The sequence below is a fragment of the Sphaerisporangium rufum genome (assembly GCF_016863395.1).
GTDB lineage: Bacteria > Actinomycetota > Actinomycetes > Streptosporangiales > Streptosporangiaceae > Sphaerisporangium > Sphaerisporangium rufum.
Genome location: NZ_BOOU01000073.1, coordinates 40602 through 63079, shown reverse-complemented (window position 1 = coordinate 63079; position 22478 = coordinate 40602). Strand labels below are relative to the sequence as shown.

The 22478-nt window shown below is 70.9% G+C and carries 21 protein-coding genes; 12 read left to right on the top strand and 9 right to left on the bottom strand.

The annotated features are described in order from the left end of the window. Window positions 1-89: 89 nt before the first annotated feature. The 3 genes from murJ to Sru01_RS26950 form a co-directional block, all read right to left on the bottom strand. Window positions 90-1703 carry a murein biosynthesis integral membrane protein MurJ gene (gene murJ, locus Sru01_RS26960; protein WP_203991160.1) on the bottom strand — a complete coding sequence of 538 codons (1614 nt, stop codon included), beginning with the start codon at window positions 1701-1703 and terminating at the stop codon, window positions 90-92. Between the two features lie 61 nt (window positions 1704-1764). Next, complete coding sequence (locus Sru01_RS26955; RefSeq protein WP_203991157.1) at window positions 1765-3969, bottom strand: DUF6049 family protein; 2205 nt, start codon at window positions 3967-3969, stop codon at window positions 1765-1767. A 69-nt stretch (window positions 3970-4038) separates the two neighbouring features. Then, complete coding sequence (locus tag Sru01_RS26950) at window positions 4039-4593, bottom strand: aminoacyl-tRNA deacylase (RefSeq protein WP_203991154.1); 555 nt, start codon at window positions 4591-4593, stop codon at window positions 4039-4041. Window positions 4594-4735: 142 nt separating this feature from the next. Between Sru01_RS26950 and Sru01_RS26945 the strand changes: the two genes are divergently transcribed. Both Sru01_RS26945 and Sru01_RS26940 read left to right on the top strand, forming a co-directional pair. Then, the gene (locus tag Sru01_RS26945) at window positions 4736-6175 is read left to right on the top strand and encodes a CCA tRNA nucleotidyltransferase (protein ID WP_203991151.1); all 1440 of its coding nucleotides are present in this window, start codon (window positions 4736-4738) and stop codon (window positions 6173-6175) included. 24 nt (window positions 6176-6199) lie between these two features. Beyond that, complete coding sequence (locus tag Sru01_RS26940) at window positions 6200-7474, top strand: adenosylmethionine--8-amino-7-oxononanoate transaminase (protein WP_203991147.1); 1275 nt, start codon at window positions 6200-6202, stop codon at window positions 7472-7474. Window positions 7475-7490: 16 nt separating this feature from the next. Here Sru01_RS26940 and Sru01_RS26935 read toward each other — a convergent pair whose 3' ends face one another. After that, complete coding sequence (locus tag Sru01_RS26935) at window positions 7491-8789, bottom strand: MFS transporter (RefSeq protein WP_203991144.1); 1299 nt, start codon at window positions 8787-8789, stop codon at window positions 7491-7493. A 242-nt stretch (window positions 8790-9031) separates the two neighbouring features. On the opposite strand from Sru01_RS26935, the gene idi reads away from it, so the two are divergent. Further along, window positions 9032-9631 carry an isopentenyl-diphosphate Delta-isomerase gene (gene idi / locus Sru01_RS26930; RefSeq protein ID WP_203991141.1) on the top strand — a complete coding sequence of 200 codons (600 nt, stop codon included), beginning with the start codon at window positions 9032-9034 and terminating at the stop codon, window positions 9629-9631. 70 nt (window positions 9632-9701) lie between these two features. On the opposite strand, the gene Sru01_RS26925 is transcribed toward idi, so the two are convergent. Both Sru01_RS26925 and Sru01_RS26920 read right to left on the bottom strand, forming a co-directional pair. After that, complete coding sequence (locus Sru01_RS26925) at window positions 9702-10781, bottom strand: inositol-3-phosphate synthase (RefSeq protein WP_203991138.1); 1080 nt, start codon at window positions 10779-10781, stop codon at window positions 9702-9704. 13 nt (window positions 10782-10794) lie between these two features. After that, window positions 10795-11451 (bottom strand): PadR family transcriptional regulator, encoded by a 657-nt coding sequence (locus Sru01_RS26920; RefSeq protein ID WP_203991135.1) that lies wholly within the window; start codon window positions 11449-11451, stop codon window positions 10795-10797. A 146-nt stretch (window positions 11452-11597) separates the two neighbouring features. Between Sru01_RS26920 and Sru01_RS26915 the strand changes: the two genes are divergently transcribed. The 4 genes from Sru01_RS26915 to Sru01_RS26900 all read left to right on the top strand — a co-directional run bounded on the left by Sru01_RS26915 (window position 11598) and on the right by Sru01_RS26900 (window position 17753). Next, window positions 11598-12005: a DUF5318 family protein gene (locus Sru01_RS26915; RefSeq protein ID WP_203991132.1), complete on the top strand. Its 408-nt coding sequence runs from the start codon at window positions 11598-11600 to the stop codon at window positions 12003-12005. A 565-nt stretch (window positions 12006-12570) separates the two neighbouring features. Further along, window positions 12571-15036 carry a transglycosylase domain-containing protein gene (locus Sru01_RS26910; RefSeq protein WP_203991129.1) on the top strand — a complete coding sequence of 822 codons (2466 nt, stop codon included), beginning with the start codon at window positions 12571-12573 and terminating at the stop codon, window positions 15034-15036. Between the two features lie 12 nt (window positions 15037-15048). Next, on the top strand, window positions 15049-16419 hold the full coding sequence (locus tag Sru01_RS26905; RefSeq protein WP_203991126.1) for a glycosyltransferase family 87 protein: 1371 nt from the start codon (window positions 15049-15051) through the stop codon (window positions 16417-16419). A gap of 311 nt (window positions 16420-16730) precedes the next feature. Then, on the top strand, window positions 16731-17753 hold the full coding sequence (locus Sru01_RS26900; protein ID WP_239137767.1) for a mannosyltransferase family protein: 1023 nt from the start codon (window positions 16731-16733) through the stop codon (window positions 17751-17753). 66 nt (window positions 17754-17819) lie between these two features. On the opposite strand, the gene Sru01_RS26895 is transcribed toward Sru01_RS26900, so the two are convergent. Next, on the bottom strand, window positions 17820-18575 hold the full coding sequence (locus tag Sru01_RS26895) for a deoxyribonuclease IV (protein WP_203991123.1): 756 nt from the start codon (window positions 18573-18575) through the stop codon (window positions 17820-17822). Window positions 18576-18674: 99 nt separating this feature from the next. On the opposite strand from Sru01_RS26895, the gene Sru01_RS26890 reads away from it, so the two are divergent. Beyond that, on the top strand, window positions 18675-18863 hold the full coding sequence (locus Sru01_RS26890) for a hypothetical protein (RefSeq protein ID WP_203991121.1): 189 nt from the start codon (window positions 18675-18677) through the stop codon (window positions 18861-18863). A gap of 86 nt (window positions 18864-18949) precedes the next feature. Here Sru01_RS26890 and Sru01_RS26885 read toward each other — a convergent pair whose 3' ends face one another. Next, window positions 18950-19261, bottom strand: coding sequence for a hypothetical protein (locus Sru01_RS26885; protein ID WP_203991119.1), 312 nt, complete (start codon window positions 19259-19261; stop codon window positions 18950-18952). Between the two features lie 234 nt (window positions 19262-19495). Between Sru01_RS26885 and rpsF the strand changes: the two genes are divergently transcribed. The 4 genes from rpsF (at window position 19496) to rplI (ending at window position 21227) form a co-directional block, all read left to right on the top strand. Beyond that, window positions 19496-19786 carry a 30S ribosomal protein S6 gene (gene rpsF / locus Sru01_RS26880; protein ID WP_203991117.1) on the top strand — a complete coding sequence of 97 codons (291 nt, stop codon included), beginning with the start codon at window positions 19496-19498 and terminating at the stop codon, window positions 19784-19786. A gap of 101 nt (window positions 19787-19887) precedes the next feature. Continuing rightward, complete coding sequence (locus tag Sru01_RS26875; RefSeq protein ID WP_203991115.1) at window positions 19888-20454, top strand: single-stranded DNA-binding protein; 567 nt, start codon at window positions 19888-19890, stop codon at window positions 20452-20454. A gap of 72 nt (window positions 20455-20526) precedes the next feature. After that, window positions 20527-20763, top strand: coding sequence for a 30S ribosomal protein S18 (rpsR, locus tag Sru01_RS26870; RefSeq protein ID WP_061256131.1), 237 nt, complete (start codon window positions 20527-20529; stop codon window positions 20761-20763). 17 nt (window positions 20764-20780) lie between these two features. Continuing rightward, window positions 20781-21227: a 50S ribosomal protein L9 gene (rplI, locus tag Sru01_RS26865; protein WP_203991114.1), complete on the top strand. Its 447-nt coding sequence runs from the start codon at window positions 20781-20783 to the stop codon at window positions 21225-21227. 83 nt (window positions 21228-21310) lie between these two features. Here rplI and Sru01_RS26860 read toward each other — a convergent pair whose 3' ends face one another. Continuing rightward, window positions 21311-22438 carry an IS30 family transposase gene (locus Sru01_RS26860; protein WP_203991256.1) on the bottom strand — a complete coding sequence of 376 codons (1128 nt, stop codon included), beginning with the start codon at window positions 22436-22438 and terminating at the stop codon, window positions 21311-21313. Window positions 22439-22478: the final 40 nt, after the last annotated feature.

Sequence of the window (22478 nt, the reverse complement as noted above, 5' to 3'; positions counted from 1 at the left end):
CCGCGCGTGCGCACCATCGTAGTCCGGAGCGGGTGCCGCCGGGGTTGCGCTTGCGACACCGGCGGCGCGGACGTCCGGGCCTTCCATGCCTAGCGGCCTACCCGGCCGGCCACAAGTCCAATGATCGAGGTGATCTCCGCGATGCGCATCCGCTGTGACGTGACCAGGTAGATCAACCCGGCCAGCCCGCCGCCCACCACCACGGTGATTCCCGAGGTCAGCGGGCTGAGCCCGGCGATCCGCTGCGTCGCCCACAGCGCGGCGAGCGCCACGGCCGCCGCGGGGATCGCCGCGACGTACATGCGCGAGAGGCCGGCCGCGACCACCCGGCCGCCGAGACCGCCGCCCACCCGCCGGCTCGCCAGGTTCCACGCCACCGCGCCGCCGACGCTGTAGGCGACGGTGAAGGAGAACGCCAGTCCCATCACGATGAATCGGGGCGGCAGCGTGTAGTAGACGATCAGGCTGCCGGCGATGTTCACCACGACGTTGCCGACGGCGATGAGCGCCGGGGTCCGGGTGTCGCCGAAGCTGTAGAAGACGCGCAGCAGCAGCTGGTAGATCGAGAACGGTACCAGCGCCAACCCGAACACCTGCAGGACGTTCCCCAGGTTGATCGCGTCGCTGATCGAGGTGTTGCCGTGCGCGAAGATCAGCACGGCCACCGCCGGGCCGAGCACCATGAGCAGCAGCCCGCACGGCACGATCACGCAGGAGACCAGGCGTACCCCCGAGGCGAACTCGTCGCGGACCAGGTCGGGCCGGCCCTCCTGGACGTACCGGCTCATCCGCGGCAGCATCGCGGTGATCACCGAGACGGCGATGATGCCGTAGGGCAGCTGGAAGAACTGGTAGGCGAAGCTGTACTGGGCGATGCCCGCCACCTGTTCGGCGCCGGCCCGCCCGGTCGCCCCGGTGGCCAGGTTGCTGGTGACGGTCAGGCCGATCTGGTTGGCGATCACGAAGGCGAACGTCCAGGCGCCCATCCGCCCCATCTCGCCGAGGCGCGCGTTGCGCAGGTCGAATCGCGGCACGAACCGGAACCCGACCCGGTGCACGGCGATGATGAGCACGATGGCCTGGGCCACGATGCCCGCGGTGGTGCCGAGGCCGAGCAGGGTGAGGTCCGCGCCGCTCACCCGGGAGATGTCGCCGCCGGCGGTGCTGACCACGTGGTAGAGCAGCCCGACCCCGATGACCACGATGTTGTTCAGCACCGGCGCCCACATCGGCGCGGCGAACCGGTCGCGGGTGTTCAGGATGGCGCCGGCCACCGCGCCGACGCCGAAGAAGGCGATCTGCGGCAGGATGTAGCGCGCGAGCGTGACGGTGACCTGGGCCTCCGTCGGTGACAGGTCGGTGGTCAGCAGATCGACGAGCAGCGGGGCGGCGAGCACGCCGGCCACCGCGATCGCCACCAGCACCATGGTGGCCACCGTCATCAGCCGCTGCTCGTAGGCGCGACCGCCGTCGGCGTCCTGCTTCTGCGCCCGGATGATCAGCGGGACGACGACGCTGCTGAGCACCCCGCCGATCAGCAGGTCGAAGAGCATCATCGGGATCATGAACGCGACGTTGTAGGCGTCGCCGAGCGCCGCGATGCCGATGGCGGAGGCCAGCACCGCGGTGCGCACGAAACCGGTCAGCCGGGACACCATGGTGCCGGCGGCCATGATGGCGCTGGCCCGCAGCACCCGGCTCATCGCGGGCCCGCCGGCGGGTGCGCGGCCCGGCACCGGACCGGTGCCGGTCGCGGGGGGGAGGTCAAGAGGGCCCCTCTCGGTTTCGGGCGGGTTCGGGGACGGTGGCCACCGGCTCGGGCGGGGCCGCCCGGCGTCCCTTGGCCGGCCGCCGGGCGTGCCGGCGCAGCACGCGCAGCACCACCGCGGCCAGCATCACGGTGAGGCCGGCGCCGACGATCCACAGCGTGATGGCGGTGTAGCCGGTGACCCGGACCGTGACCGAGACCGGCTTGCCGTACCGGATGAGGCCGTCCGCCGTGGTGAGCTGCACCTTGACCGTCGTCGAGCTGCCGGCCCGGTGCGCGATCATGGGGATGTCGATGGGTTTGGTCTTGCCCGGGCTGATCTTCACTTGCGACTCGTAGCGGCCGATCTCCAGCACGCGCTCGTTTCCCGAGGTGATCCGTACCCCTAGCTCGACGTCCTGGCCGGCCAGGTCGTTACGGATGCTGATCGGCACCACCCCGTTGTCCCCGGCGAGCGTGCGCTGGGTGACGGTGTTCACCGACACCTTCTCGGTGCGCTCGGTGACCGCGGCGTCGACCTGGTCGAACAGCGGACCCGCCTCCTTGATCCGCCCACGCCAGGCCGACGAGGCCAGGTTGAGCAGCGCGGTGTCGAAGATCTGGCGGTGGTCGTCGGTCACGGTGGCGGTCACCTCGGCACGCAGCCCGAGGCGGCGGACCTTGGTCAGGTAGGAACGGTCGAGCTCGGCCTGCCGGTCCTTGTCGGTGTAGGTCAGCGGACCGCGCGGCACCTCGTCCGCCGCCTTGATCGAGCCGAGGCCGGCCGGGCGCAGCCAGGGCGCCGAACCGGCGCTCTTCAGCAGCGCGGTCACGTAGGCCGGATCAGGGCTCCAGCGGCGGGCCGGGGCGACGACCACGCCGCGCGGCCCGCCGCCCGGCTCGGCGCTGATCATGGCCGTCTCGGCGAGGAACCGCTGCGCGGCCAGCGCGGGAGTGTCCGGGGCGGTCGCCCCGCCGAAGAGCTGCCCGAGCAGCGGGTCGGCCAGCAGCACCTTGACCTCGTGCCGGACGGTCTCCAGCGTCGCCGCGGCGTTCGGGGTGAAGGTGACCGGCGGCTGCGGCGGCAACGCGGTGGCGGCCAGCAGGACCGTGCGCACCCCGCCCATCGCCAGCGCGTCCAGGCCGTCGTGGTCGACCACCCCGCCGGCCGGCCAGCCGACGGTGGTGCCGATCTCCCGGCCGAGCAGCGCGGACGCGACGGTGGCCCCCTTGTCCAGCGCCGTCCGGGTGGCGGCCTCCAGTCCGTTGTGCGCGGCGGCGGCCACGTCGGGATCCGCGTACGGGGTGGCGGCGACCGTCCGGTCGGCGAGTGCCTCGCGCATCCGCCGCAGCCACTCCGCGACCTGACGGTCACCGGGCCGGGCGGTCGTCCCGTCCTTGGACCTGAGCCGGTACCCCTGGGCCATGGCGCTCGCCTCGTCCAGCAGGGCCGGATCGACGAACCAGGTCACGCCCTTGCCCGGCGCCTCGGCGATCTTCAGCAGGTCGTCCAGGCGCCCGCCGGCCGCGACCGCCTCGCGCAGCCCTTCGTCCAGGAAGACCTCGTCGGCGCTGCCGCCCGCCTGCCCGGGCAGGTCGGCTCCGCGATGGGGCTGGTCGATCAGCGGGAGCGCGAAGGAGACGCGGGTGCGGGACACCGCGACGCCGCGCTGGGCGTAGGGCAGGAAGGTGCGCTGGGCGGCGAGCTGCCGGGCCGCGGTGTCGACCAGCTCCACGGTGAGCGGGTAGACGCCGAAGCGGAAGCCGGTGATGCCGAGCTCGGCCGGGCTGGTGGTGAACTCGAAGGCGGCCTTGCCCGCGGCCGGCAGCTGGCTGAGCGGCCTGCTCTGCTTGGTCTGGTCGAGCACCTGCCCGCCGTCGGCGAACGCCTGCATCTGCGCGCGGTCGGTGAACGCGCTGCGGGAGAAGCGCAGCCGGATGGAGATCCACGACAGCGGGGCGGAGCCGGTGTTGGTCACCGTGCCGGAGATCTTGATCGGCTGGTCCGGATCGCGGGGTGCCTGCGGCGAGACGGAGTCGATCGAGATCTGCGCCACCTGCCGCCGGGCGGCCTGGCCGGGCACCGGGGCGGAGACGGCCTGGGCGGTCGCCGGCGCACCCGCCGCGCTGCGCGCGTCCGCCGCCGGGGCACCGCAGAGCGCCGCCGCGGCGGTGGCGCACGCCGCGGCGAGGACGGAGACGAGGGCGGCTCCGCGGGTCACGTGCCGGCCAGGGGTGGAGTTCGGCGCACGCCCAGAATGGTATGGCCTATCGCGGGGCGGGCGGCGTCGTCAGCACGTGGCGCCCGCGGCCGGCCGGGCCTCGCGGTGGGCGGTGTGCCGCCCGTGGCGGTGCCGTGCCGCCTGGAGGTCGACATGTTTTCCATGAATGAGGGAGAGAAGGTCGAAGGCGCGGATCCGCAGTGCCGTACGGCGCTCGCCGGTCGGGGTGTGCACCGGCTGGTCGGGGTCGAGACCGGCCGCCAGCCGCTCGTCGACCAGCACGGTCAGCTCGTCGGGCAGCAGCAGCGGCGCGACGGCCGACGCGGCGTAGTCTGTGGCGGAGTTCACCAGGAAGGCGGGGGCCGGGCGCACCTTACGGGCGCCCAGCAGGGCGGCGACCGCGCCGGGTCTGGGCGGGGCGGCGACGGCGCCGACCACGGCGACCGGCCGGCGTTCGGAACGGGCGGTGACCTCGAAGACCGTGACCCGCACGCAGCTCGCCGGATCCACGTGCAGAATGTCGGGAAGGTCGTCGGCGCACGTCATGGCGCGCGGAAGTCGTACGATCTCATGGTGGATCTGAAGCGACAGCAGGCGGCGGTGGATCGCGAGGGCGTCTTTCATCTCTCGTGCTCCTTGCCCTGCCCGGCTGCCCGCGGCAGATCTACGACCGACCAAACCTGGTGATCGCGCAGGGTGCGAACCCGGCGGGTCAGACCAGGGCCAGCGCGGAGATTCTCGTCCGTAACCGAAGGACCTACCCAGCTTGTCCGTCTCAAACCTGAGTGTCAGCCAACAGAAGGCCGTGACCGATCTGTTCCGGCGGATCGCCCCCGTCGCCGACGAGCTCGGCGAGGTGTTCGCCCGCCAGGGCCACGAGCTCGCCGTGGTCGGCGGCTCGGTTCGCGACGTCTTCCTCGGCCGCATCGGCAACGACCTCGACCTGACCACCGACGCCCGGCCCGAGCGGGTGCTGGAGATGGTCAGCGGCTGGGCCGACTCGGTGTGGACCATCGGCATCGATTTCGGCACGGTCGGGGTCCGCAAGGGCGACTGGATCCTGGAGATCACCACCTACCGCAGCGAGTCGTACGACCCCAGGTCCCGCAAGCCCGAGGTCGACTACGGAGACACCCTGGAGGCCGATCTCGAGCGCCGCGACTTCGCGATCAACGCGATGGCGGTGCGGCTGCCCGGCCACGAGTTCGTCGACCCGTACGGCGGTCTGGCCGATCTGGGCGCGAAGGTGCTGCGCACCCCCGGCCCGCCGGAGCGGTCCTTCGACGACGACCCGCTGCGCATGCTGCGCGCCGCGCGGTTCGCCGCGCAGCTCGGCTTCGCGGTCGACCCGGCGGTGGTCGCCGCCATGACCGCGATGGCCGACCGCATCGAGATCGTCTCGGCCGAACGCATCCGTGACGAGCTGGACAAGCTGATCTGCGGCGCGTTCCCGCGTGCGGGCCTCGCCCTGCTGGCCGACACCGGCCTGGCCGAGCACGTGCTGCCCGAGCTGCCGAAACTGCGGCTGGAGATCGACGAGCACCACCGGCACAAGGACGTCTACGAGCACACGCTGATCGTGCTGGAGCAGGCCATCGCCCAGGAGGCGGCCGGTCCGGACCGCGTGCTGCGCTGGGCGGCGCTGCTGCACGACATCGGCAAGCCGAAGACCCGCCGCTTCGAGGAAGGCGGGCGGGTCTCCTTCCACCACCACGAGGTGGTGGGCGCGCAGCTGACCAAGAAGCGCCTGACCGAGCTGCGTTTCCCCAAGGACGTGACCGCCGACGTCTCCCGGCTGGTGGAGCTGCACCTGCGCTTCCACGGCTACGGCACCGGCGAGTGGACCGACTCCGCGGTGCGCCGCTACGTGCGCGACGCCGGTCACCTGCTGGAGCGGCTGCACAAGCTCACCAGGGCCGACTGCACCACCCGCAACCGCCGCAAGGCGCAGGCGCTGTCGCGCACCTACGACGAGCTGGAGATCCGCATCGCCCGGCTGGCCGAGCAGGAGGAGCTGGCCAAGATCCGCCCCGAGCTGGACGGCAACGAGATCCAGGGCGTCCTGGGCGTCGGTCCCGGTCCGGTGGTCGGCCGGGCGTACAAGTTCCTGCTCGACATGCGGCTGGACCGCGGGCTGCTCGGCAAGGACGCCGCCCGCGAGGCGCTGCTCGAATGGGCGCGCACCGAAGGCGTCCTTCCCGCCTGATCGGCCGCGCCGTAGGGTGACGGCATGGACGCCGAGACGCTGCGCGACCTCGACCGCCGTCACCTGTGGCATCCCTACGCCGCGGCCGGCGCGGCCGGCGCACATCCGGTGGCCGGGGCGGACGGCGTCCGGTTGCGGCTCGCCGACGGGCGGGTGCTGGTGGACGGCATGTCCTCCTGGTGGGCGGCGATCCACGGCTACAACCACCCGCGGCTCAACGAGGCGGTGCGCGCGCAGCTCGGTGACATGGCGCACGTCATGTTCGGCGGGCTGACCCACGAGCCGGCCGTCCGGCTGGCCCGGCGGCTGTCGGCCATGACCGGGCTGGACAAGGTCTTCCTGGCCGACTCCGGCTCGGTGGCGGTGGAGGTCGCCATCAAGATGGCCGTGCAGTGCACCGGGCGCGGCCGGCTGCTGACCGTGCGGGGCGGCTACCACGGTGACACCTTCGGCGTGATGGCGGTGTGCGACCCGGTCAACGGCATGCACCACCTGTTCTCCGGCGTGCTGCCCCGGCACGTCTTCGCCGACCGGCCGCCCGGCGGGTACGGCGTCCGTCCCGGCGCACCGGCCGGGGAGGAGGCCCCGGTGGACCAGGCCTACCTGGCCCACCTGGACGAGATGGTGGCCCGGCACGCGGCCGAGCTCGCGGCGATCATCGTCGAGCCGGTGGTGCAGGGCGCCGGCGGCATGCGCTTCTACCACCCGGCCTACCTGCGCCGGCTGCGCGAGCTGGCCGACCGGCACGGCCTGCTGCTCATCGCGGACGAGATCGCGACCGGCTTCGGCCGCACCGGCGAGATGTTCGGCTGCGACCACGCCGGCGTCCGGCCGGACATCATGTGCGTCGGCAAGGCGATGACCGGCGGCTACCTCACCATGGCCGCGACCCTGTGCACCGCCGAGGTGGCCGAACGGATCGGCGTGCTCATGCACGGCCCCACCTACATGGGCAACCCGCTGGCCGCCGCGGTCGCCGAGGCGTCGCTGGCGCTGTTGGACGAGCGCCCCTGGCGGGAGGACGTCAAGCGGATCGAGGCGGGTCTGGCCGACGGGCTGGCCCGGGCGGCGCGGTCGCCGAGGGTGGCCGATGTCCGGGTGCTGGGCGCGATCGGCGTGATCGAGACCGAGCACCCGGTGGACGTGCCGCGCGTCCAGGACATCGCCATGGCGCACGGGGTGTGGCTGCGCCCGTTCGGCCGGCTGGTGTACGCGATGCCGCCCTACGTCACCGGCGACCAGGACGTGGCCGCCATCACCGCCGCCATGGTCGCCGCCACCGCGGCGCCGCGCGGCTGAGCGCGGCCCGGCACGGTCAGCCGGCGACCCGCTCGGGCCGCGGCGAACCGGCGCCGCCGCTGATCAGCCGGTATCCGATGGCGCTCAGCACGTACCCGGCCGAGGCGAGCACCAGCACCGGGTAGGACCGGCCGTCCGGCGGCAGCATGAACGCGGCGACCACCGCGGCCAGCACGAACGCCCCGTTGAACAGCATGTCGTAGATCGAGAAGACCCGGCCGAGGTAGGCGTCCTCGACGTCGCGCTGCACGATGGTGTCCGCACAGATCTTGACGCTCTGCCCGGTCACCCCGAGCACGAATCCCGCGGTCAGGAAGCCGATCTGGTGGAACGGCAGGCACAGGGCCAGCTCCAGCACCCCGGCACTGGCCAGCATGATGGGGATCCACGCCTCGGGCCGGAACCGGCGGGTGGCCCACGGCGTGATCAGGACGGCCGCGAAGAAGCCCAGCCCGGAGGTGGCCAGCACCCCGGTCATCTGGTTCAGCCCGGCCTCGGCGTCGTGGGTGAAGTAGTAGCGGTACAGCATGACGGTCATCACGATGCTCAGGCCGTACATGAACCGGTGCGCGGCCATGCCGGCCAGCGCCGCCGCCGGGGTGCGCGCGTGCAGGACGTGCCGGGCGCCGTCCACCAGGCCGGCCAGCACGTGCCGCACCGCCTCGCGCGCCTCGGGCAGTCCGGGGTCGAAGGACGGGCCGAGCAGCGTGCGGTGCATGGTCGAGGCGACCAGCGCGCTCAGGCCGAACACCACGCCGGAGACCACGAGCAGCACGGCGGTGCCGGTGTGCTCGGCCCCGGACAGCGCGCGGAGCAGGTAGCCGACACCGGCTCCGACGAAGGTGGCGATGGTGCCGGACGTCGGGGTGACCGCGTTGGCCAGCAGCAGCCGGTCGGCCGGTACCACATGCGGCAGCGAGGCGCTGAGCGCGGCCAGGAAGAAGCGGTTGACGCCGAGCACGCCGAGCGCGGCGGCGTAGAAGCACCAGTCCGGCGCGCCGAGCCCGACCAGTAGCGCGGCCACCGCCAGCAGGGCGCCCCGCACGACCGGCGCGACCACCAGGATCTGCCGCCGCGACCAGCGGTCGATGAAGACCCCGGCGAACGGGCCGAGGATCGAGTAGGGGAGCAGCAGCACGGCGAACGCGACGGCCGCCTCGGTGGCGGTGGTCTGCTTCTCCGGGGTGAAGAACGCGTATCCGGCGACCGCGAACTGGAAGACGCCGTCGGAGAACTGCGACACCAGGCGGGTGGCGAACAGCCGCCGGAAGTCCCTGCCTCGCAGGAGGGTACGGAGGTCGGAGACGAAGGACACTCGATCAGACTACTGGCCGGATCTCCGGCGCCACATCGGGAACATCCCCGATATCCCGGGCGGGGACGCCGATCCGGCGGCGGGCGCACGCACCGGTGGCGGTCGTCCGGTGGCGGCGCGGTAGACGGTTCACCGACCGGGGATGAAGATTTCCCGCCCGCGAGGGACACCTGCTCCGGACGGACCGGCGCGGCTCCGGCCCGGCGGCGGCGGACCGGACATGATCTCGTAGTCTCGACAGGGTGACGCTAGAAGAGCATGTCGTACTGGTGGACGCCGACGGGCAGGCCATCGGAACCGCGCCCAAGGCCGCCGTGCACGGCACCGCCACGCCGCTGCACCTGGCGTTCTCCTGCTATGTGTTCGACGACGAGGGCCGGGTGCTGCTGACCCGCCGCGCCGCGCACAAGCGCACCTGGCCGGGTGTGCTGACCAACAGCTGCTGCGGTCATCCCCTGCCGGGCGAGGCGCCGCCGGACGCGGTCCGCCGCCGGCTCGCCTACGAGCTGGGGCTGGCCGTCGAGCGGGTCGACCTGGTGCTGCCCGAGTTCGCCTACCGGGCGGTCATGGACGACGGCACCGTGGAGCACGAGATCTGCCCGGTCTACCGGGCGGTCATCGCCCGCGAGCCGGCACCGAACCCGGACGAAGTGGACGACGCGCGGTGGCTGCCGTGGAAGGAGTTCGCCGACGACGTGCTGGCCGGCCGGCTGGAGGTGTCCCCGTGGTGCGCCGAGCAGGTGCCCGCGCTGGTCGCCCTCGGGCCGGACCCGCACACCTGGGCCGTCGCCGACCCGGCCGCGCTGCCGCCGGCCGCGCGCCCGCCGTCCGCCGCCGGCTGAGGGGCCGGAGAACGGCCGGCACCGGCCCGCCGGAGCGGTGCCGGTGCCGGTACGCCGGAAGGGGAGCGGGTCAGCGCTCGACCTCGCCGCGGATGAACCTTTCAACGGATTCGCGCGCGTCGTCGTCGGAGTACTGCTCCGGCGGCGACTTCATGAAGTACGAGGACGCCGACAGGATCGGCCCGCCGATGCCACGGTCCATGGCGATCTTCGCGGCCCGGACGGCGTCGATGATCACACCGGCCGAGTTGGGGGAGTCCCAGACCTCGAGCTTGTACTCCAGGTTGAGCGGCGTGTCGCCGAAGGACCGGCCCTCCAGGCGGACATAGGCCCACTTGCGGTCGTCCAGCCACGGCACGTGGTCCGACGGGCCGATGTGCACGTCCGCCCGGGCCATCTCGTGCGGGATCTGCGAGGTGACCGACTGCGTCTTGGAGATCTTCTTGGACTGGAGGCGCTTGCGCTCCAGCATGTTCATGAAGTCCATGTTGCCGCCGAAGTTGAGCTGGTACGTGCGCAGCAGCTCCACCCCGCGGTCCTCGAAGAGCTTGGCCATCACCCGGTGGGTGATGGTGGCGCCGACCTGGGACTTGATGTCGTCGCCGACGATGGGCACGCCGGCGTCGGTGAACTTCTTCGCCCAGACCGGGTCGGAGGCGATGAACACCGGGAGCGCGTTCACGAAGGCCACCCCCGCGTCCAGCGCGCACTGCGCGTAGAAGCGGTCGGCCTCCTCCGAGCCCACCGGAAGATAGGAGACGAGCACGTCGGCCCGGGACTCGCGCAGCGCGGCCACCACGTCGACGGCGGCCTCGTCCGACTCCTCGATCATCTCGAGGTAGTACTCGCCGAGACCGTCGTAGGTCGGGCCGCGCTGCACGGTCACCCCGGTGGGCGGCACGTCACAGATCTTGATCGTGTTGTTCTCCGAGGCCACGATCGCCTCGGACAGGTCACGGCCGACCTTCTTGGCGTCCACGTCGAACGCCGCCACGAACTCCAGGTCACCGACGTGGTAGTCGCCGAACCTGACGTGCATGAGGCCCGGAACCCGGGTGGCGGGGTCGGCGTCTCGATAGAAATGCACGCCCTGCACCAGTGCGGCCGCACAGTTGCCGACGCCGACGATGGCTACGCGCACGGAACCCATGGCACTCGCTCCTTTACTCACTTGTGTTATCAGGAGCTGGGCCGGCGTCCTGCGCCCGCGCCCCCTCCGCTCTTGCCCGGACGGCCTGCGCCCGTTCGGTGTCGATCAATTCGTTCAGCCAGCGCACTTCGCGCTCGACCGATTCCAAGCCGTGCCGCTGCAGTTCGAGGGTGTAGCTGTCCAGCCGCTCGCGGGTGCGGGCCAGGGCGGTGCGGACCGCGTCCAGCCGCTCCTCCAGCCGGCTGCGGCGGCCCTCAAGGATGCGCAACCGCACCTCCGCCTCGGTGTGGCGGAAGAACGCGAAGTGCACCCCGAAGCTCTCGTCCTCCCAGGAGGACGGCCCCGCCTGGGTGAGCAGCTCCTGCAGGCGCTCCTTGCCCTCGGCCGTCAGCCGGTAGACGATCTTCGATCGCCGCCCGGCCAGCGGGAGCGCGCCTTCGCGCGGCGCCGGCGCGGCGGCACCGCGGGTGGTGTCGACAGGCGGCTCCTCGGTGATGAGGCCGTTGCCCAGCAACTGCCGCAGGCACGGGTAGAGCGAGCCATAGGAGAACGCACGGAACATCCCGAGCAGGGCGTTGAGCCGTTTGCGCAGCTCATAGCCATGTAGGGGCGTCTCGTGCAGCGAACCGAGCACGGCCAGTTCCAGCACTCCGCCTTTGCCGACCGCCACTGGAACCGCCCCCTCTCCCCCTGATGTGACCTGTCGATGTATCGAGCCGATACATCAGGAGGATACGTCCAGCTGGCATACTGTGCAATCGAGAAATGCGTCAAGTGGTTGGGCGGAATCGATAAAAAAGTCGTAGTCTGGCGCCCATGTGGTCACAGCGAGCGGTCGTGGACTACGGCCTCGCGAAGCGGGCGGCGGTCCAGTCGCTCCGCTCCGGCCGCATGGCCAGGCAAGATGTGTGCGACGCCCACCCCTACCTCCTGCGTGCCGCTCGGTACCACGGCGAGCCCACGCAACGCGTCTGCCCCATCTGCGAACGTCGCAACGTGACCCATGTCACATATGTGTACGGCGACCAGCTCGGCCGGGGTACCGGCCGGGTAAAGGCCACGTCAGACCTCGCCGCGATGGCCCGCGAATACCAGGAATTCCGGGTCTACGTGGTCGAGGTCTGCCAAGGTTGTTCATGGAATCACCTGACGGTTTCCTTCGTCCTCGGCAACGGCGGGCCACCCGGTGACGCCGGCGCGGACGGACGGACCGCGGAGACGTAGGCCGGCCCCGGCCGAGACCTGCCCCTCCGAAAGGCGCGCCGCCGCACCGTGGAGGGACGTGCCAGACCCAGATCGCCAGATGACCCGACGAGGACGCGTGAGTTACAGCAGCTATGGCCCCGAGCCGACCGGCCGCCCCGGACAACCGGAGGGTCCCGAGGGATCCGGCCGCGCCGGGCGGCGCCGTCGCTCCACCTCCGGCGACACGCCCGCCGGCGGGCGACCCGCCTCCACGTACGCATCCGCCCCGCAACCGGTGCGCCGAGCCGCGCCGGCGGGCGAGCCGACCCAGGTACAGGGTCGCCCCGCGGCCCCCCGGGGCCGCGACTCCGGCGACCACCCGGCCGGCGCGGCCGGTCCGCGTACCGGCCGGTCCGGCCGGCGTGCCGAGGCGGCCTTCGAGGACACCGCGTCGATGGGGCAGGTGTCCGGCCGGCCGGGCGGCGAGTCGCGGGCCGCGGCACCGGGGGGCGCCGCCACCCGCGCCGGCGGCCTTGATGCCGGCCCTGGGGGCGCCCCAGGTGGCGGCCCCACCCGATCCGGCGTGGCCGCCGCGGAGACAATGGTGAGCCGGGAGCCGGGCGGACGTCGGCGCGCGCGCACCGGAGGCCCGGGCGGTCCCGGCGGGTCGGGCGGCCCCGGGGACGGCCCGGGCGGCGAGGGCCCCGGCCGCCGCCGGGCGCGCGGCGGCGGGGACGGCCCGCCGCGCCGCACCGGCTGGCGGCGCTTCCTGCCCAGCTGGAAGATCCTCATGGTCGGCTTCACGGTCATCGCGGCCGGTGTCTTCGGCATGATCGCGGTGGCCTACGCCACCACCCCGCTGCCGGACGAGAAGAGCGCCAAGGCGGACGCGATCGCCCAGCAGAGCACGATCTACTACGGCGACGGCAAGACGGTGCTGGCCCGGATGGGCACCGAACGCGTCACGCTGACCGACCTGAAGAAGCAGGTCCCCGAGGTGGTGCAGGACGCGGTCATCGGCGCGGAGAACGACACCTTCCGCGAGGACTCCGGCATCTCGCTGTCCGGCATGGCCCGCTCGGTGTGGAGCACGGTGAGCGGCCAGCAGGTGCAGGGCGCCTCCACCATCACCCAGCAGATGGCCCGCAACTATTTCAGCAGCCTGAGCACCGACCGGACGATGACGCGGAAGCTCAAGGAGATCTTCATCGCCGTCAAGCTGGACAAGCAGTGGGAGAAGGACAAGGTCCTGCTCTACTACCTGAACACGGTGCCGTTCGGCCGCAACACCTACGGCATCGAGGCGGCCGCCCGGCAGTTCTTCCGCAAGCACACCTGGGAGCTGAACGCCGCCCAGGCGGCCTACCTGGCCGGCCGCATCCAGCAGCCGGGTAACTTCGATGCCCAGGAGACGCAGGGCAACTACGCGGGTACCCAGGAGCGCTTCCGTTACGCGCTGGGGCAGATGGCCAAGATCTGGCCGACCAAGAAGACGCCGTCCGGGCAGACCTACGCCTCGCTGCCGGCCACGGTGAAGTTCCCCAAGCCCAAGCCCAAGAAGGTCAGCGAGTGGAAAAAGGGCTTCGGTGGCTACATGATCGAGGCGGTGCTCGACGAGCTGAAGACCAAGGCCAGCCTCACCGAGGAGGACATCAACGAGGGCGGCTACAAGATCTACACGACCTTCGACAAGCGGCTGATGCAGGCCGCCGCGGACGCGGTGATCAACAACACCTCGCCGCTGTCCCCGGAGATCCACACCGGGCTGGCCGCGGTCGACCCGCGCAACGGCCGGGTCATCGCCTTCTACAGCGGCCGGAACTACCTGGGCAAGAACCCCGACCAGTTCAACGACGCGTTCCGAGCTCGCAAGCAGGCCGCCTCGGCGTTCAAGCCGTACGTGCTGGCCGCCTGGCTGGAATCCAACTACAACCTCAACAGCTTCGTCCCGGGCAACGAGACGGTGCCGAAGACGCTGCCCGGTACCACCCCGGTCACCAACGAGCACAGCATGCCGGCCGCCATCGACGTGACCACGGCGACCGCCCAGTCGATCAACACCGCCTACGCCTCGATGGCCTACAAGGTCTCGCTGGAGAAGGTGAAGGAGATCGCCGCCGGCGCCGGCCTGTCCGAGAAGGACCTGCAGGACAGTATCGACGCGCACAAGTACCTCTTCTCCATCGGTACCGCCGGGGTCACCCCCGTGGAGCAGGCCGGCGGCTACTCGATCTTCGCCAACGAGGGCAAGCACTACGAGACGCACGTGGTGGAGAAGGTGCTCAACGCGGAGAGGGTGGTCGCGTACAAGGAGGAGAAGAGTTTCACCCAGGTGATCTCGCCCTCCGCGGCCGCGGACGCCGACGTGGCGCTGCAGGCCGTGGTCAAGAAGGGCACTGGCCGGGGCGCCGCCTTCCCGGACCGGCCGGTGGCCGGCAAGACCGGAACCAACAACGAGAACAAGGAAGCGTGGTTCGTCGGCTTCACCCCGCAGGTGTCCACCGCGGTGGGCATGTTCCGCGAGGTGTGCGTGAAGGGCAAGAAGACGATCACCGGTAAGGCGGTCTGCCCGCCGGACAGCCGGACCAAGGAGATCTCGCTCGGAAACATTCAGGGCGCCACCTATCCCACCAAGGTGTGGCGGGCCTTCATGGCCGAGGCGATGAAGGGCAAGCCGGCCGAGCAGTTCCCGCCGCCGGCCAACGTCGGCGACCAGACCAACCTCGTGCCCAAGCCGGTGCCCACCCCGACCCCCGACCCGGAGAACGGCCTGCCCGACGACAACTTCCCGAATGACAACAACTTCCCGAACGACGACGGGTTCCCGAACGACGACGGGTTCCCGAACGACAACGGCGATGGCGGCGGCGGCAACGAGTGTGTCCCCTGGGACGACTCCTGCAACGGCGGCGGGAATGGAAACGGCAACGGGAACGGCAACGGGAACGGCGGCGGTAACGGGAACGGCGGCGGTAACGGGTTCGGCGGCAACCAGGGGTCGGCACCGGTCACCGCGCCTCCGTCCGCACCTGCTACGGGCCGGCGCTCGACACCGGGGCCTGGGCAATGATCGGATGACGCCATGAGCCGACCGACCGAGACGCGCCGGGTCCCCGGCCCGGCGCGTGCCGCCCTGCCGTTACTGCCCCTCGGCCTGCTCGCCGCGCTCGGCGCGGTGCTGGCCTATGCCTGGAAGGCGCCGTGCCGGTTCGGCGGCGCCTGGAACGACGGCACGCAGCAGTTCCTGCACTTCTGTTACACCGACATCTATCCGCTGTGGTGGAATGAGAAGCTGGACCAAGGGCTGGCCCCGTACTTCGGGCACCCGGTGGAGTATCCGGTCGGTATCGGCGCGCTGATGTGGTTCGTGCAGCGGCTGATCGGCGGCCTGCGGGCGATCGGGCTGTTCGGCGACATCAACGAGCCGGGCGTGTGGTTCTACGACATCACCGTGCTGGTCATGGCGGTGTCCCTGGTGGTGGGCGTGCTGCTGATGGCCCGGCTGGCCGCCCGGCAGGGGCGCCCGTGGGACGCCGCCTGGTACGCGCTCGCGCCGGCACTCGTCCTCACCGCGTTCATCAACTGGGACCTGCTCTGCGGCGCGCTGGCCCTGGGCGCCTTCCTCGCCTGGGCGGACCGGCGGCACGTGCTGACCGGAGTGCTCCTCGGGCTCGCCGTGGCGACCAAGTTCTACCCGATCGTGCTGTTCGGACCGATCTTCCTGCTCGCGTTGCGCACCGGGCGGCTGCCGGCCTTCCTGAAGGCCCTGGCCGGCACCGCGGTCACCTGGGTCGTGGTCAACGTGCCGTTCATGCTGCTCGCGTTCGAGGGGTGGAAGCGGTTCTACGTCTTCAGCAGCGAGCGCGGGGCCGACTGGGGGTCGCTCTGGTACTACTTCCAGATGCGGCAGTGGCCGGTCCTCGGTGACGCCGCCGTGCTGGACAAGCTGGGCATCGCGTCGTTCGGCCTGCTCTGCCTGGCCGTCGCGGTGCTGGCGCTCACCGCGCCGGTCCGGCCGCGGCTCATGCAACTGTGCTTCCTGGTCCTGGCCGCCTTCATGGTCACCAACAAGGTGTGGTCGCCGCAGTACGTGCTGTGGCTGGTGCCGTTCGCGGTGCTCGCCCGGCCGAACTGGAAGCCGCTGGTGCTGTGGCAGTTGTCGGAGATCTGGTATTTCTTCGCCATCTGGCTGTACCTGGTGGGCATCCAGCCGGGGAACGAGGCGCTCGGCATCAGCGACACCACCTACTTCACCGCGGTCTGGGGCCGGGCGCTGACGATCGCCATCATGGCGGCGTTCGTGGTCCGTGACATCCTGCGGCCGGCGCACGACGTGATCCGCCAGGGCGGCGTGGACGATCCGGCGGGCGGGGTCTTCGACGGCGCCGAAGACCGCTTCGTGCTGCGGCGGCCGCGCCGGGTGGATCCGGAGCCGGAGCCGAGTGCCGCGTGAGCCCGGTTCCCCACCGGGGAGGCGTCGTCTCCACCGGCCACACTCCGGGATGACCCTCTATTCTGCTGGGCGTGGAGACCCCCAACCCGCAGCCGGACCCCGGTCCGGAGACCGGCCCGCAACCGGAGTCACAGCCGGAGTCACAGCCGGAGTCGCAGCCGGCCCCGCGGTCATCGGAGTCACAGTCGGATTCGGAGCCAGAGCCAGAGCCGGACTCGCGGCCGGGGTCGGACACGCCGGACCGGCCGCGCCGATGGCCGGGCAGTGATGCCCTTTTATCGTGGGCCGGCTCGCGGGCCGGCATCCTTCTGGTGGCGACGGTCGGGGTCGGCGTCCTCGACCTCGCCAAGAACATGCCACCGTTCCTGGAACGCTGGCAGCACTGGGACGCCCAGCTGCTGGTGCAGATCGCGAAGTTCGGGTACGACGGCGACCCGGCGGCGGACCACCGCGACCCGGGGCTGCCGGCCTTCTTTCCGGGTATGCCCATCGCGCTGCGCCTGATGCATCTGATCGTGCCGGACTGGTCGCTGGCCGGGCTGCTCATCTCCTTCGTCGCCGGGGCGGTGGCGATGGTGGCGCTGGCCCGGCTCGCCGACCTGGAGATGCCCGGCGCCGGCCGCTGGGCCGTACCGGCCCTGCTGCTGTTCCCCACCGCGGTGTTCCTGTTCGCCGGCTACAGCGAGGCGCTGTTCCTGGCCTTCGCCATCCCGGCCTGGCTGCGGGCCAGGCGCGGCGACTGGCCGGGGGCGGCACTGCTGGCGGCGGGCGCGTCCTGCGTGCGCATCACCGGGCTGTTCCTGGCCTGTGCCCTCATCGTGGAATACGCGGCGCGGCGCGAACCGATCCGGCGGGCGGGCTGGCTGCTGGTCCCGTTCCTGCCGTTGGTGGCCTACTCCGCCTTCCACTATCACCGGTCCGGCGACTGGCTGGCCTGGCAGCACGCGCAGGAGGCCGGATGGGGCCGCCGGCTGGTGTGGCCGTGGGAGTCGTTCCAGACCACCTGGGGGATGGCCGTCAACGACGGCCAGTTCGTCTGGCCGTTCCGCATGGAGATCGCCGGCGTGGTCGTCGGGCTGGCCGCGCTGCTGTGGCTGGTGCTGGCCCGGCGCTGGAGCGAGACGGTCTACGTGGGGCTCCAGCTGGGCGCCCTGATGGTGTCCGCCTTCTACCTGTCGATCCCGCGCTCGGCGCTGCTGTGGTTTCCGCTGTGGGTGCTGCTCGGCCGGACCGCCGCCCGGCGCCCGTGGGTGCTGGTGGTGTACGGCCTGGTGGCCGGGCCGTTGATGGTGGTGAACACGATCGCGTTCCTCAACGGCGCCTGGGCCGGCTGACCGAACCGACAGGCATACCCGTTTTTCCGGTGGAGTAATCCAGCGGAGTTATCCACAGGCTGTGGATCAAAGGTTGGCGCGCAGGTGGGCGATGTCCGCGGCCTGGCCGTCACCCGGGGTCTCCACCACGATCGGCGCGCCGGCCGCCCGGCACACGCCGAGGATCAGCTCCGGGTCGATGCGGCCCTTTCCGAGGTTGGCGTGCCGGTCCGCCCCCGAGTCGAAGGCGTCTCGCGAGTCGTTGCAGTGCACCAGGTCGATCCGCCCGGTGATGGCCTTGACCCGGTCGACCACGTCCGCGAGATCCTCGCCGCCGGCGTGCGCGTGGCAGGTGTCCAGGCAGAAACCGACGTCGAAGCCGTCCAGCGCGTCCCACAGCCGGGCCAGCCGGTCGAACCGCCGCGCCATCGCGTTGCCGCCCCCCGCGGTGTTCTCGATGAGAACAGGGATCGGCGTCTCCAGCCGCTCGAACACCTTGCGCCAGTTGTCGAACCCGACCTGCGGGTCGTCGTCCTTGCTCACGTGACCACCGTGCACGATCAGCCCTTTGGCCCCGATGGACGCCGCCGCCGCCAGCTGGCCGGCGAGCAGCTTGCGGCTCGGGATGCGGATGCGGTTGTTCGCCGTGGCGACGTTGATCACGTACGGGGCGTGCACGTAGACCTCGACGTCGGAGGCCTTGATCGCCTCGGCGGTCTCCGGTAGCACCGGCCCCTTCCACCCCTGCGGGTCACCGAGGAAGAACTGCACGACCTCGGCGTCGCGCGCCGCGGCGTGGGCCAGGGGATCGTCGCGGTCGACATGAGCTCCAATACGCACCATGAGGACGAGCGTAGCCGTTTCAATGACCGCCGCACGGGCAGTGGAGCGCCGGGCTGGTGCGCCCTGTAACCCGCGTACCGCGACATATAGGAGACGACGGTGGCCTACTATCGCCGCGGGATCAACCTATTGGCGTTGATCTACATCATCATCGGCATCTATGTGGCATGGGTCCATGAGTACATCACGCCGAGCCTGCTGAAGAGGATCGCCCAGGCGCTGCTCGCAATCTTCCTGTGGTTCCTCGTCCTGCTCGGTGTGGATCTGCACATCGGCGGCGACGGCTGATCCGTCGTGCGGAGGCGACGCCTCCGGCACGCCGCCGGCGGGCGCCTCGGGGGGCGCCCGGCCGGCATCCCGCCGGCCGGCCCGGCTCAGGGCAGGAATCCACCGTGGTAGATGCCCAGCACCACGCCGACGAAGGACATCACCACGCCCACGATGTTGACCGAGCGCTCGGCGGTGGTGGCGGAGACGTACTGCGAGTACATCCCGACCGCGAATCCCGCGAGCCCGGCCCACGAGGCGGGCACGTGGGCGGCGGCGATGAACCCGCACACGAACGCCACCAGCCCCAGGGCCAGCGCCCCCAGCGACAGCGCGTTCTCCAGCGGATGCCTGCGGCCGTCGGTGTTGAGGGTGAGCCGGAAACGTTCGCCGCCGGTCGGACGTAGGACACGTGGCATACCGGCCACCTCCCTTACCTGCCCCTCCATGGGCGTTCCCCGGCCGGTGATCGGCAATCACGGTCGAGCAGCCGGAAGCCCCTGGTAGACTCCTTTGGCTGCGTTAGATATGCGCGTGTCTCGTGCCGCGTGATCGCCCCCGCCGGCCGAAGAGCGGGGCGCGAAGACGTCAGCGTCCTCCTGTCACGGCATGGTGTCGTGACCGCAAGAGTCCAGAGGAGGTTGGAAGACCGCATGCGTCGTTACGAATTGATGGTCATCCTCGACCCGTCCCTCGACGAGCGTACGGTGAGCCCGTCCCTCGACCAGTTCCTCAGCGTCGTCCGCAACGACGGCGGCACCGTGGAGAAGGTCGACGTCTGGGGGCGGCGCCGGCTGTCCTACGACATCATCAAGAAGTCCGAGGGCATCTACGCCGTCATCGACCTCACCGCCGAGCCGGCCACGGTCAAGGAGCTCGACCGCCAGCTCAACCTGAACGAGGGCATCCTGCGCACCAAGGTGTTGCGGCCCGACGTGCACTGAGCGGCACCCTGGGCACGCCGAAGTCCGGCTTTTGTCGGGCGCCGGCCGTACTCTAAGGCCGACAGGCTGCGCAGATACCCGCAGGAAGGCGAAAGCGACCGATGGCAGCAGGCGACACAACGATCACTATCGTCGGCAATCTCGTCGACGACCCCGAGCTGCGTTTCACCCCTTCGGGGCAGGCCGTGGCCCGGTTCCGCATCGCATCCACTCCCCGGTTCATGGACCGGCAGACCAACGAGTGGAAAGACGGCGAGAGCCTCTTTCTCACCTGCAACGTGTGGCGTCAGGCGGCGGAGAACGTCGCCGAGAGCCTGCAGCGCGGCATGCGCGTCATCGTGCAGGGGCGGCTGCGCCAGCGGTCGTACGAGACCAGGGAAGGCGAGAAGCGCACCGTCTACGAGGTCGAGGTCGACGAGGTCGGCCCCTCGCTCCGCAACGCCACGTGCAAGGTCAACAAGACCGCGCGCCAGGGTGGCGGCGGCGGGGGCGGGTTCGGCGGCGGCGGCGACGACCCGTGGGCCTCGGCCACTCCGGCCCAGTCCGGTGGTGGCGGTGGTGGCGGTGGCGGCTACGGCGGCGGTGGTGGCGGCGGCTACAACCAGGGGGGCGGCTTCGGCGGCTCCCAGGGTGGTGGCGGCGACCTGAGCGACGAACCGCCTTTCTGATCACTGATCCACATCCAGTAACCGATCGACCATTCCCGCGACACGCGGGGCTCTCCTAGGAGGAGCACCACGATGGCGAAGCCGGCACTGCGCAAGCCGAAGAAAAAGGTTTGCCTGTTCTGCCACGACAAGATCTCCTACGTCGACTATAAGGACACGGCGCTGCTGCGGAAGTTCATCTCCGACCGCGGCAAGATCCGTGCCCGCCGGGTGACGGGCAACTGCACCCAGCACCAGCGTGACGTGGCGACCGCGATCAAGAATGCTCGTGAGATGGCGCTGCTGCCGTACACGAGCACCGCGCGCTGAGAAGGAGGCCTTGAGACATGAAACTCATTCTCACCACCGAGGTCTCCGGCCTCGGCGCCCCGGGAGACGTCGTCGAGGTCAAGGACGGCTACGGCCGTAACTACCTCATCCCGCGCGGGTTCGCCATGCGGTGGACCCGAGGCGGCGAGAAGCAGATCGAGTCCATCAAGAAGGCTCGGTCCGCCCGCGAGATCCGCGACCTCGGCACGGCCAAGGAGGTCGCCGGCCAGCTCGGCGCCCTGCGTGTCCGGCTGAAGACGAAGGCCGGCGACTCCGGCCGCCTGTTCGGCTCGGTGACCACCGCCGACATCGCCGACGCGGTCAAGGCCGCCGGCGGTCCGGTGCTGGACCGCCGCCGCATCGAGATCGGTAACCCGATCAAGAGCGTCGGCACGCACCGCGTCTCGGTCCGGCTGCACCCGGAGGTCGCGGCCAACGTGGACGTGGAGGTCGTCGGCGCCTGACCGCCGCACTCCCCGGCCGCGAGAGCCAGGAGAAGGGCCCCTTCCCATGGCGGTTTCAAGGGGTGGTCGCAACACCGCTGGTGTTAGGCAGTAAGTAGATCACGCAAGCGCTCGGCTGGGGTGTCCCAGTCGAGCGTTTTGCGTGGGCGGCCGTTGAGTTCTTGGGCGACGTGTTCGAGGTCCTCGGGTCCGTAGACGCTCAGATCGGTGCCTTTGGGGAAGTACTGGCGCAGCAGGCCGTTGGTGTTCTCGTTCGTGCCGCGCTGCCAGGGGCTGTGCGGGTCGCAGAAGTAGACGGCGATGTCGGTGGCGATGGAGAACTGCTGGTGGCGGGCCATCTCGCAGCCCTGGTCCCAGGTGAGTGAGCCGCGTAGGTGGGCGGGCAGGGTCGACATGGTGGCGATCAGGCCGTCGCGGACCTGTTCGGCGTTGTGGCCGTTCGGTAGGTGGACCAGCAGGGTATAGCGGGTGGTCCGCTCGACCAGGGTGGCGATCGCGGACTGGTTGCCGGCGCCCATGATGAGGTCGCCTTCCCAGTGGCCTGGCACGGCCCGGTCTTCGATCTCGGCGGGCCGATCGGCGATCATCACCATCTCCTCGACGAACCGGTGCTGGCGCTGGTCGGGCTGCCGGTGGGGCTTACGGCGGGTTCTGCCCGTCCGCAACGCTGTGTGGATCTCGCGTTTGAGGCCGCCGCGGGCTTGGAGGTAGAGGGCCTGGTAGATCGTCTCGTGGCTCACGCGCATGCTCTCGTCATCGGGGAAGTCCTTGACGAGCCTGCGGGAGATCTGCTCGGGAGACAACTTCCGTTCCAGGCCGTGTTCGACCTGCCCGCGTAGCGCCGTGTGCTCGGCCAGTTTGGAGATTTTGGGCCGGGCCCGCCCGGTGGCGGCGGCTCGATGGGCCTGATACGGCAGGTAGACGCCCTGGACCGAATGCCGGGCGACCTCACGCGAGACGGTGGACTTGTCCTTGCCGATCTGTGCGGCGATCTGGGTCGGCGTCTGCTTGTTGACCAGGCCGTCAGCGATCGCCAACCGGTTGGTCAGCGACAGATACCGGCTGCTGATCACCGTCTCATCGTTCACGGAGGTCTTGTACCGGCCACCTGCCCCCGAGTCCACGACCGTCCCGTCGGGATAGACCCGCGTGTTGCCGGTCTTGCGGACCCCCCGGCGCCAGTCCCGAGCGGTCCGCGGATGGACCCCCACCTCCCCAGCGGCGCGGGCCGACGACCAGCCCTGCCCGACG

Coding starts and splice junctions, on each gene's coding strand:
- Sru01_RS26950 (WP_203991154.1), bottom strand. CDS start 4,593: ATGAAAGACGCCCTCGCGATCCACCGCCGCCTGCTGTCGCTTCAGATC.
- Sru01_RS26915 (WP_203991132.1), top strand. CDS start 11,598: ATGTGGTCACAGCGAGCGGTCGTGGACTACGGCCTCGCGAAGCGGGCG.
- Sru01_RS26925 (WP_203991138.1), bottom strand. CDS start 10,781: ATGGGTTCCGTGCGCGTAGCCATCGTCGGCGTCGGCAACTGTGCGGCC.
- Sru01_RS26905 (WP_203991126.1), top strand. CDS start 15,049: ATGAGCCGACCGACCGAGACGCGCCGGGTCCCCGGCCCGGCGCGTGCC.
- rpsF (WP_203991117.1), top strand. CDS start 19,496: ATGCGTCGTTACGAATTGATGGTCATCCTCGACCCGTCCCTCGACGAG.
- Sru01_RS26875 (WP_203991115.1), top strand. CDS start 19,888: ATGGCAGCAGGCGACACAACGATCACTATCGTCGGCAATCTCGTCGAC.
- murJ (WP_203991160.1), bottom strand. CDS start 1,703: ATGAGCCGGGTGCTGCGGGCCAGCGCCATCATGGCCGCCGGCACCATG.
- Sru01_RS26940 (WP_203991147.1), top strand. CDS start 6,200: ATGGACGCCGAGACGCTGCGCGACCTCGACCGCCGTCACCTGTGGCAT.
- rplI (WP_203991114.1), top strand. CDS start 20,781: ATGAAACTCATTCTCACCACCGAGGTCTCCGGCCTCGGCGCCCCGGGA.
- Sru01_RS26885 (WP_203991119.1), bottom strand. CDS start 19,261: ATGCCACGTGTCCTACGTCCGACCGGCGGCGAACGTTTCCGGCTCACC.
- Sru01_RS26895 (WP_203991123.1), bottom strand. CDS start 18,575: ATGGTGCGTATTGGAGCTCATGTCGACCGCGACGATCCCCTGGCCCAC.
- rpsR (WP_061256131.1), top strand. CDS start 20,527: ATGGCGAAGCCGGCACTGCGCAAGCCGAAGAAAAAGGTTTGCCTGTTC.